Source organism: Cupriavidus sp. 2SB, assembly GCF_005503625.1.
Lineage (GTDB): Bacteria > Pseudomonadota > Gammaproteobacteria > Burkholderiales > Burkholderiaceae > Cupriavidus.
On the sequence record NZ_SCMX01000010.1, the window covers coordinates 113934 to 123580 of the forward strand.

Genomic DNA, 9647 nt, shown 5'->3' on the forward strand with positions numbered 1-9647 from the left:
ACCAATCAGAACCGCATCGACGCATTCATCATGAACGTACGCGTCGATGCCGGCAGCACAAAGCCGTCGTAGGTGGTGGTCCAGTAGCGGCGGTTGAACACGTTGTTCAGTGTGGCGCGCACGGTTAGTTCCTTGCCGGCCGCGCGTGTCGTGTAGCGCGCGCCCAGGTCTGCCGTGGTGTACGACGGGATCTGCTTGGTGTTGGCCGAGTTCACGAACATTGCGCCGGTCACCTTGGCGCCGGTCCACAGCGTCAGCCCCGGCAGGAACGGGGTGTCGTACTCCACACGGCCCGTGACGATGTAGTTCGGTGTGGCGAACACGCGGTTGCCGTTGACCTTCGGGTCGTCCACGTCCCTGGTCTTGGTGTTAAGCCACAGCACGCCGCCTGTCAGGCGCAGGTCGCGGGTCACGCGCCAGAAGCCGCTGGTATCCAGGCCGGTGAATTGCTGCTTGCCGTCCTGCACGAAATAGTTCGAGAGGTTCGTGTACGCATAGCCTTTTTCCACGCGAAACAGTGCAACATTGGCGCCCCACTTGTTGCGCTCGGTCTTGAAGCCCAGTTCGTACTGGCGGCTCTTGAGCGGTCCGAAGGTCTCGCCGGCGTTCAGCGTGGTCTGGCCCGCCGAGCCGCCCGGCTCCAGTGATTCCACGTAGCTGGCATAGGCCGTCGAGAAGTGGTCGGTCTTGAACATCACCGCCGCCGTCGGCGTGAACGGATTCGCGCTGTAGCGGGATGTCTGTATCGCCTGCGAGTTGTACTTGTCCTGCGAGAACATGTTGTAGCGCACGCCCGCCAGCACCGACAGGCGCGGCGTGATCTGCATGGTATCGCTCAGGTACACGGACTTCTGCTGGATCTTGTAGTCGCGGTACGGGCTGTAGTCCTTGCCGACGCCGGGCTGCTCGGGCAGTAGCACCGGATTGAACAGGTTGTTCATGCCGATGAAGACGCCACGGCTGCCGGGGCCGCTATCGAGTTCCTGCACCTGCGACTGGTAGCCCATGCCGGCCACGATGTCGTGCGTCAGCCGGCCCGTCTGGAATTTGCCCTGCACCAGGGCGTCGTACGCCTGATAGTAGTACGCGGTCTTCCAGCGGTAGTTGGTGTCTGCAAAATTGCCCGCGTCGTCCGTCACCCACAGGAAACTGTCCGCGTTCAGGCGGTTCTGGCGTGCGAAGCGATAGTTGAAGCTCGTTTTCCAGTGGCTATTGATGCGGTAGTCCAGGCCGGTGCCCACGGTCAACGTATCGGTTTCGTGCGACGACCACGGCTGCGCCAGGTTGCGCGCCACACTGCGCGCAGCGGGAATCTTGTCCGGGCCGAAGGCCATGGCGAACAGCGTGCCTTGCGACTTGCGCTTCCAGTACATGACATCCGCGTTCCACGTCAGATCTGGCGTGATGCGGAAATCGGTGGCCAGCGAGAACGTCTGGCGGCGTACGTGGACATTGGGTTCGTTGGTGTTGCCGTCCTCGTTCACGGCGTTGATGCGGTAGCCAAAGCGGCCCTCATTGCCGAAGCGGCCACCGACATCGAGCTTCTCGCTCCAGACGCTGTTGATCTGGTAACCCAGTGTTACCTCGCGCAGCGGCTTGTCGGTGGGCGCCTTCGTCACGTAGTTGATGATGCCGCCCGGCGAGCCGAAGCCGTACATGAAACCGGTCAGCCCTTTGAGCAGTTCCACTCGTTCGAACGGCTCCAGCGGGACATCCGAGTCCCAGCTCATGAAATTCTGGCCGTTGACCTTGGTGCCGTCGAGCATGTCCACGCGCATGCCACGCACGGCGAAATACGCGTTCTCGTTGCGTGCGTTGTCGCTGAGAACCTGCACGGCGGGGTCGAACTTGAACACGTCGTTGGCGGTCTGCGCCATGCGTTGCTGGATCTCGTCGCTCGACACGGCATTGACCGAGAATGGCGTGTCCACGGCCTTGCGCTCGCCGAGCGCGCCGCTGCTGACCTGCTCGACTTTTTCCGCCTCGCCGGTCCGCTCGCCGACGACGGTTGTCGTCGGCAGCGTGTGGGTGTTGGTCTGCGCATGGGCGGAAAGCGAAATCGTCATCCCCAGTACGGCGGCAGCGACGGGCGACAGGACGGCAGACAGGCCGGACGCGCGAACGGCGCGTGGAACGGCGCGTCCGCGAGATGGACGGTGCGAAGACATTGAAACTCCCGAAAGTTGTGAAAGACGCCCGGAGGTCGACGCACGCACCAGCGCGTGCACCGCCTTCAGGTCAATGCGAATAGTTCGCGTTTATAGCCCGGGGTCGGGAAGCCCCAGGCTGCGTCAGGTCAACGTCAGGCCAACAAAGGCCGCTTTGTTGCCGGTGTCCAACGACGCTGCGGTGCACCGCGTCGATGTCGATCACCTTTGCGTCCGCCGCTTGATCAAACCGAAGTCGCGATGTAATTCGCGCAAAAATTGTCAGCGCAAAAAAAAGGCGACGCCATGGGCGCCGCCGTTCGCACTACCTATCTGAAAAATCAGAAACTTCCTAGCGCACCTTCCCTTCCTTCCAGGCCTGCAGAAGCTTGTCATAGGCGATGGTCTCGCCCTTCGGCTTCTCGTTGTCGAGCTTCTTCCACGGGGCGTGTTCCGATGACAACCACTTGTTCGGGTCACCCTTCGGGTTGAGCTTCGGCGCGCACTGTGCCATGCCCGCGCGCTGCAGGCGGGCCATCACCTGGTCCATTTCCTCGGCAAGGTTATCCATTGCCGCCTGCGGGGTCTTTTCGCCCGTGACCGCCGTGGCCACGTTCTTCCACCAGAGCTGGGCGAGCTTCGGATAGTCGGGCACGTTGTTGCCGGTAGGCGTCCAGGCCACGCGCGCCGGGCTGCGATAGAACTCCACCAGTCCGCCGTACTTGGCCGCGTTCTTGGTCAGGTACTCGTGGTTGATGTCGCTGTCGCGGATGAAGGTCAGCCCGGTCAGCGACTTCTTCAGCGACACGGTCTTCGACGTCACGAACTGCGCGTAGAGCCACGCTGCGGCCAGACGATTCGGATCGGTGTTCTTGAAGAACGTCCACGAGCCCACGTCCTGATAACCGTTCTGCATGCCCTGCTTCCAGTACGGGCCATACGGCGACGGCGCCATGCGCCACTTCGGCGAGCCATCGGCATTGACCACCGGCAGGCCCTTCTTGGTCATGTCGGCGGTGAACGCCGTGTACCAGAAGATCTGCTGCGCGACCTGTCCCTGTGCGGGGACGGGGCCGGCTTCGGAGAACGTCATGCCCATGGCCTGCGGCGGGGCGTACTTCTTCATCCAGTCGATGTACTTGGTCAGCGCATAGACCGCCGCCGGACTGTTGGTGGCGCCGCCACGCGAGACCGATGCACCGACCGGCGTGCACTTGTCGTCGGCCACGCGGATGCCCCATTCGTCCACCGGCATGCCGTTCGGCAGGCCTTTGTCGGCGGCGCCCGCCATCGACAGCCATGCATCGGTAAAGCGCCAGCCCAGCGAGGGGTCCTTCTTGCCATAGTCCATATGGCCGAAGACCTTCTTGCCATCCAGTTCCTTCACATCGTTGGTGAAGAAGTTGGCGATGTCCTCGTACGCAGACCAGTTCGTCGGCACGCCCAGGTCATAGCCGTACTTGGCCTTGAACTTGTCCTGCAGGTCCTTGCGCGCGAACCAGTCCGCACGGAACCAGTACAGATTGGCGAACTGCTGGTCGGGCAACTGGTACAGCTTGCCGTCCGGCGCCGTGGTGAACTTGGTGCCGATGAAGTCCTTGACGTCGATGCCGGGATTGGTGAATTCCTTGCCAGCGCCGTTCATATAGTCGGACAGCGGCAGGATGGCGCCGTAACGATAGTGCGTGCCGATCAGGTCGGAGTCCGAGATCCAGCCGTCGTAGATGGACTTGCCCGACTGCATCGACGTCTGGAGTTTCTCCACCACGTCGCCTTCCTGGATCAGGTCGTGCTTGACCTGGATGCCCGTGATTTCCTCGAACGCCTTGGCAAGTGTTTTCGATTCGTACTCGTGCGTCGTGATCGTCTCCGAGACCACGCTGATCTGCGTGACGCCCTTGGCCTTGAGCTTGGCCGCCGCGTCGATGAACCATTTCATTTCCGCCTGCTGCTTGTCCTTGGCCAGGGACGAAGGCTGGAACTCGTTATCGATCCACTTCTTCGCCGCCGCCTCATCGGCAAACGCAGCGTGGCCGCATGTCAGCGCCGCCGCAAAGGCCAGGGCCGACATCCCCAACTTCACGTGCTTCTTCATCAGTGTGTCTCCTCAGCAACCCCTCCCCGGATCTGTAACTGGGTTGCGGCCCCGGGGAGGGGATAAAGATCTCGCAGCCCATGACAGCGAATTCCTTTCTTGTGGTGACGTGCTGTTACCCCTTGCGCATCACCAGCAACAGCACCACGGCCGAGATGCCCGCGCTGATCCAGACCGACGGTGCCTCTGCCAGCCCGAACCATCCCTGCATCTTTTCGCCAAGACCCACCCATGCCAGGTTGATCCACGCGGCGATCATCAGGCCGATGAACAGTCGATCGCCGCGCGTGGTGGCAATCGGCAGGAAACCCTTGCGCTCCACCGTGGGCGAGCGCACTTCCCAGACGGTCATCCCGATCAGCATCAGCACCACCAGCGCGAAGAACACCGCCACCGGCGTGGTCCATACCATCCAGTTCAGCATGCTCTCTCCTTACACGCGGCCCATCGCGAAGCCCTTCGCGATGTAGTGGCGCACGAACCAGATCACGATGGCACCCGGCACGATGGTCAGCACGCCCGCCGCTGCCAGCACACCCCAGTCCATGCCCGAGGCGGAGACCGTGCGCGTCATCGTCGCCACGATAGGCTTGGCGTTGACCGATGTCAGCGTGCGCGCGAGCAACAGTTCGACCCAACTGAACATGAAGCAGAAGAACGCGGCCACGCCCACGCCAGCCTTGATCAGCGGCAGGAAGATGGTCAGGAAGAAGCGCGGAAACGAGTAGCCATCGACATAAGCGGTCTCGTCGATCTCGCGCGGCACGCCCGACATGAAGCCTTCCAGAATCCATACCGCCAGTGGCACGTTGAACACCAGGTGCGCCAACGCCACGCCGAGGTGCGTGTCCATCAGCCCCAGCGTCGTATAGAGCTGGAAGAACGGCAGCAGGAACACAGCGGGCGGCGTCATGCGGTTGGTCAGCAGCCAGAAGAACACGTGCTTGTCGCCAATGAAACGATAGCGCGAGAACGCATAGGCGGCGGGCAGCGCCACGCTGATCGAGATCACAGTGTTGAGCGCCACGTAGATCAGTGAATTGATATAGCCCGAGTACCACGAGGCGTCGGTGAAGATGGTGCGGTAATGCTCGATCGTGAACGCGGCCGGCCAGAGCGATAGCGAGGACACGATTTCCTCGTTCGTCTTGAACGACATGTTCAGCATCCAGTAGATCGGGACGATGGCGAACAGCAGGTACAGCGTCAGGAACACGGGACGCCACCAGCCGGGTCGCTGGCCGGGCAGTTTCTGGTCAGCCATGAGGCACCTCCTCCACGCCCGCCGCACCCGAAGTGCCAGCGCGCTGCATCCAGTTATAGAGCACGAAGCACGTCAGCAGGATGATCAGGAAATAGACGATCGAGAACGCAGCGGCCGGCCCCAGGTCGAATTGCCCCACGGCCTTCTGCGTCAGATACTGCGAGAGGAATGTGGTGGCATTGCCGGGACCGCCGCCCGTCAGCACGAAGGGCTCGGTATAGATCATGAAGCTGTCCATGAAACGCAGCAGCACCGCAATCATCAGCACGCCGCGCAGCTTGGGCAACTGGATGAAGCGGAACACCGCAAAGCGCGACGCACCGTCGATCTGCGCGGCCTGGTAGTACGCATCGGGAATCGCGCGCAAGCCCGCATAGCAGAGCAGCGCCACCAGCGGTGTCCAATGCCACACATCCATCACGAGCACCGTGACCCAGGCATCCACCGCGCTGCCCGTGTAGTTGTAGTCGAATCCCATGCCGTCGAGCGCGGCGCCGAGCAGGCCAATATCGGTACGCCCGAAGATCTGCCAGATCGTGCCCACGACATTCCACGGAATCAGCAACGACAGCGCGATGACAACCAGCACCGCCGATGCCTGCCAGCCACGTGCGGGCATGGCCAGCGCCAGCAGGATGCCGAGCGGGATCTCCACGCACAGCACCGCCAGCGAGAAGCCGAGCTGTCGCAACAACGCGTCATGCAGTTCCGAATCGCGCAGCACCGTGGCAAACCATTCTGTGCCCACGAACACGCGCCGCTCGGGCGAGATGATGTCCTGCACCGAATAGTTGACGATGGTCATCAGCGGCAGGATGGCGGAGAACGCCACGCAGATCACCACGGGCAACACCAGCAGCCAGGCCTTCTGGTTCACGGGCTTCATGGCACCAGTTCCTCGTTGATATAGAAGCAGGTATGGCGATTGAACGCCGTGAGCCACGCGGTATCGCCGGGACGCAGCGCCGCGGCCTCCGTGCCGAGTCGTGCGCGGATCGTTGCAGGCGCTTCGCCGGTGCCGTTCGCCACGGTCGCTGTCACGAGCCAGTACGTGCCGATGTCCTGCGCACGTTCCACGCGCACCGGCATCGCTTGCGGATGATCGGCCAGTGCGAGTTGCAGATACTCGGGCCGCACGCCGATCTTGAAACTGCCGGCCGTCTGCAATGCAGCCAGTGTCTGCGGCGGGAGTTCAGGCATATAGCGCCGCCCTGCCACTTCGATGGCGCCGTCGCGCCATTGGCCCGGCAGGAAGTTCATGCCCGGCGATCCGATGAAGTGACCGACGAAGGTATGCGCGGGCCGCTCGAACAACGCATCGGCAGAACCCACTTGCACGGCCTTGCCGCGCGACATCACGACCACTTGCTCGGCAAAGGTCAGTGCCTCGGTCTGGTCGTGCGTCACGTAGATCAGCGTGAGTCGGAACTCCTGATGAATCTCCTTGAGCTTGCGCCGCAGTTGCCACTTCAAGTGCGGATCGATCACGGTCAGCGGCTCATCGAACAGGATGGCCGATACGTCCTGCCGCACAAGCCCGCGTCCCAGCGAAATCTTCTGCTTTGCATCGGCAGCCAGTCCGCTGGCACGACGGTCGAGCGATGACGAGAGATCGAGCATTTCCGCCACACGTCCCACGCGCTCGCGCACCTTGTCAGCGGGCACGCCGCGATTGCGCAGCGGGAATGCGAGGTTTTCGCCAACGGTCATCGTGTCGTAGATCACCGGGAACTGAAACACCTGCGCGATATTGCGCGCCTGTGGCGAGGCTTCGGTGACATCGGCACCGTCGAAACGGATGGTGCCCTGCGACGGACGTAGCAGCCCCGAGATGCAATTGAGCAGCGTGGTCTTGCCGCAGCCGGACGGGCCGAGCAATGCATAGGCGCCGCCATCCTCGAACGTAAAGTTCAGCGGCAGCAGCGCGTAATCCTCATCCTTCTGCGGATGGGCCACGTAGGAATGGGCGAGATCGAGATCGATGCGTGCCATGTCAGGCCCCCGATCCGGTCAGCGACAGGCTGGCCACATCGGCCAGCGCACCGGGACGACGCGGCGCGTGAATGCGCTCGCCCGCCGCGTTGAAGAGGTAAAGCTGCGACGGTTCGATATGGAGGGAGAGCGGCGCGCCGAGCCGCAGGTCCAGCACCCCTGCGAACTGGGCCACGAGGTTACCAGCGGGGGTATCTGCGTGAACGAAGGTATCGGAACCGGACAGCTCGGCCAGCGCCACCTTGCCCGGCACTGCGATGCTGTCAGGCACCGCCTGCAGGCGCAGCGCGGCGGCGCGCACGCCAACCGTCACGGGTCCATCCGGGGCGCGCACCTCGGGCAATGGCACCACGATATTGCCGGGCAGCGTCACACGGCCAGCGGCCAGCACGCCTTCGATCAGGTTCATCGGCGGATCGCTGAATGCACGTGCCACGCGCAGCGAAGCGGGATAGTGGAAGACCTCGGGCGTGGGTCCGTATTGCAGCAGCTCGCCGGCATCGAGCACTGCGGTGTGACCACCGAGCAGCAATGCTTCGGCGGGTTCGGTGGTGGCGTAGATCACCGTGGCATCGCCCTGCGCGAACAGGTGCGTCAGTTCCTCGCGCAATTCCTCGCGCAATTTGTAGTCGAGGTTGACCAGTGGCTCGTCCAGCAGCATCAGCGGCGCGTTCTTGGCCAGTGCACGGGCCAGTGCCACACGCTGTTGCTGGCCGCCGGAGAGTTCCGACGGATAACGGTCGAGCAGGTGTTCGATATGCAGGCGCGCGGCCAGGGAACGCACGCGGGCCGCGATGTCGTCGCGGCTGTCGCGCCGCAACCGGAGCGGCGACGCGATATTGTCGAATACGGTGAGCGAGGGATAGTTGATGAACTGCTGGTACACCATCGACACGTTGCGCTCGCGTACCGGCACGCCGGTCACATCAGCGTCGTCGACGAGTACCCGGCCGGCCGTGGGGCGATCCAGCCCCGCCATGACCCGCATCAGCGAAGTCTTGCCGGCCTGGGTGGTGCCCAGCAGGATGGTGACGGCGCCGGGCACGGGGGCCAGCGACATCGGATAAAGATAGGCTTGCGACCCTACTTGCTGCGCAATGCCGTCCAGGCTGAGCTGCATCCGGTCTCCATGTTCTTGTGCTTGCAAAGCCACTTAGAAAACGGCGGCCAAGGCGCACTTTTTCATCTACCCCGCTCGTTTTAGTGCATAAACGAACATAAAACAATACTGCAGCGCATCATTTGTTTTCGTTTCTGTTTGAACTAGAATGCCCGGCATGACGCTGAATCCACGCCAGACCGCCCTTCTAGAGGAAGTCCGCAGCCAGGGCTTTGCCTCGATCGACGAGCTTGCCCGCAAGTTCGGGGTGACATTGCAGACCGTGAGGCGCGATGTCAATTTGCTGGCGGAGAACGGCATGCTGGCCCGCTTTCATGGCGGCGTGCGCATGGACGGTTCGACCACCGAGAACATCGCCTATCCGCAGCGGCAGGTGCTCAATGCCGAGGGCAAGGTGCGCATCGCGCGCGCCGTGGCGGCGGCAGTGCCGGAAGGCTGCTCGCTGATCCTGAACATCGGCACCACGGTGGAAGAGGTGGCGCGCGCGCTGATCCACCATCGCGGGCTGCGTGTCATCACCAATAACCTGCATGTGGCCAATATCCTGGCCGATAACCCCGATTGCGAAGTCATCGTCGCCGGCGGCGTGCTGCGTTCGCGGGACCGCGGCATCATCGGCGAGGCCACGGTGGAGTTCATCCGGCAATTCAAGGTGGATATCGGACTGATCGGCATCTCGGGCATCGAGGCCGACGGGACGCTGCGCGATTACGATTTCCGCGAGGTCAAGGTGGCGCGCGCCATCATGGAACATTCGCGCGAAGTCTGGCTGGCCGCGGATGCTAGCAAGTTCGGCCGCCAGGCCATGGTGGAACTGGCGCCTGTGTCGAGAATCGACCGGCTGTTCACGGACGAGCCACTACGCGCGCCGTTCGACGCGATGCTGGCGGATAGTGGAGTGGGATGTGTGGTGGCGGGGGAGTGAATTTATCCCGCACTGGTCTTTCTCCCCTCTCCCGTTGGCGGGAGAGGGGTGGGGGAGAGGGTCGGCGGTGCAAATTGCGTTGCATCGGCAAGCAGAGCCTCCTG

At 62.8% G+C, this 9647-nt stretch carries 8 protein-coding genes; 1 reads left to right on the forward strand and 7 read right to left on the reverse strand.

The genetic code is table 11. The annotated features are described in order from the left end of the window. Positions 1-5: 5 nt before the first annotated feature. The 7 genes from FFS21_RS07310 to FFS21_RS07340 all read right to left on the reverse strand — a co-directional run bounded on the left by FFS21_RS07310 (position 6) and on the right by FFS21_RS07340 (position 8618). Positions 6-2168: a TonB-dependent siderophore receptor gene (locus FFS21_RS07310; RefSeq protein WP_137924243.1), complete on the reverse strand. Its 2163-nt coding sequence runs from the start codon at positions 2166-2168 to the stop codon at positions 6-8. Between the two features lie 331 nt (positions 2169-2499). Next, the gene (locus FFS21_RS07315; protein WP_137924258.1) at positions 2500-4230 is read right to left on the reverse strand and encodes an ABC transporter substrate-binding protein; all 1731 of its coding nucleotides are present in this window, start codon (positions 4228-4230) and stop codon (positions 2500-2502) included. A gap of 127 nt (positions 4231-4357) precedes the next feature. Then, on the reverse strand, positions 4358-4666 hold the full coding sequence (locus FFS21_RS07320; RefSeq protein WP_137924244.1) for a DUF2160 domain-containing protein: 309 nt from the start codon (positions 4664-4666) through the stop codon (positions 4358-4360). A gap of 9 nt (positions 4667-4675) precedes the next feature. Further along, entirely contained in the window at positions 4676-5506 is an 831-nt protein-coding gene (locus FFS21_RS07325) for a carbohydrate ABC transporter permease (protein WP_137924245.1), read from the reverse strand. Continuing rightward, positions 5499-6392 (reverse strand): carbohydrate ABC transporter permease, encoded by an 894-nt coding sequence (locus FFS21_RS07330; protein WP_137924246.1) that lies wholly within the window; start codon positions 6390-6392, stop codon positions 5499-5501. The genes FFS21_RS07325 and FFS21_RS07330 overlap by 8 nt, the downstream gene beginning before the upstream one ends. Beyond that, positions 6389-7498, reverse strand: coding sequence for an ABC transporter ATP-binding protein (locus FFS21_RS07335; RefSeq protein ID WP_137924247.1), 1110 nt, complete (start codon positions 7496-7498; stop codon positions 6389-6391). The genes FFS21_RS07330 and FFS21_RS07335 overlap by 4 nt, the downstream gene beginning before the upstream one ends. 1 nt (position 7499) lies before the next feature. Further along, complete coding sequence (locus FFS21_RS07340) at positions 7500-8618, reverse strand: ABC transporter ATP-binding protein (protein ID WP_137924248.1); 1119 nt, start codon at positions 8616-8618, stop codon at positions 7500-7502. 157 nt (positions 8619-8775) lie between these two features. Between FFS21_RS07340 and FFS21_RS07345 the strand changes: the two genes are divergently transcribed. Further along, positions 8776-9543 (forward strand): DeoR/GlpR family DNA-binding transcription regulator, encoded by a 768-nt coding sequence (locus FFS21_RS07345; RefSeq protein ID WP_171020341.1) that lies wholly within the window; start codon positions 8776-8778, stop codon positions 9541-9543. Positions 9544-9647 lie beyond the last annotated feature (104 nt).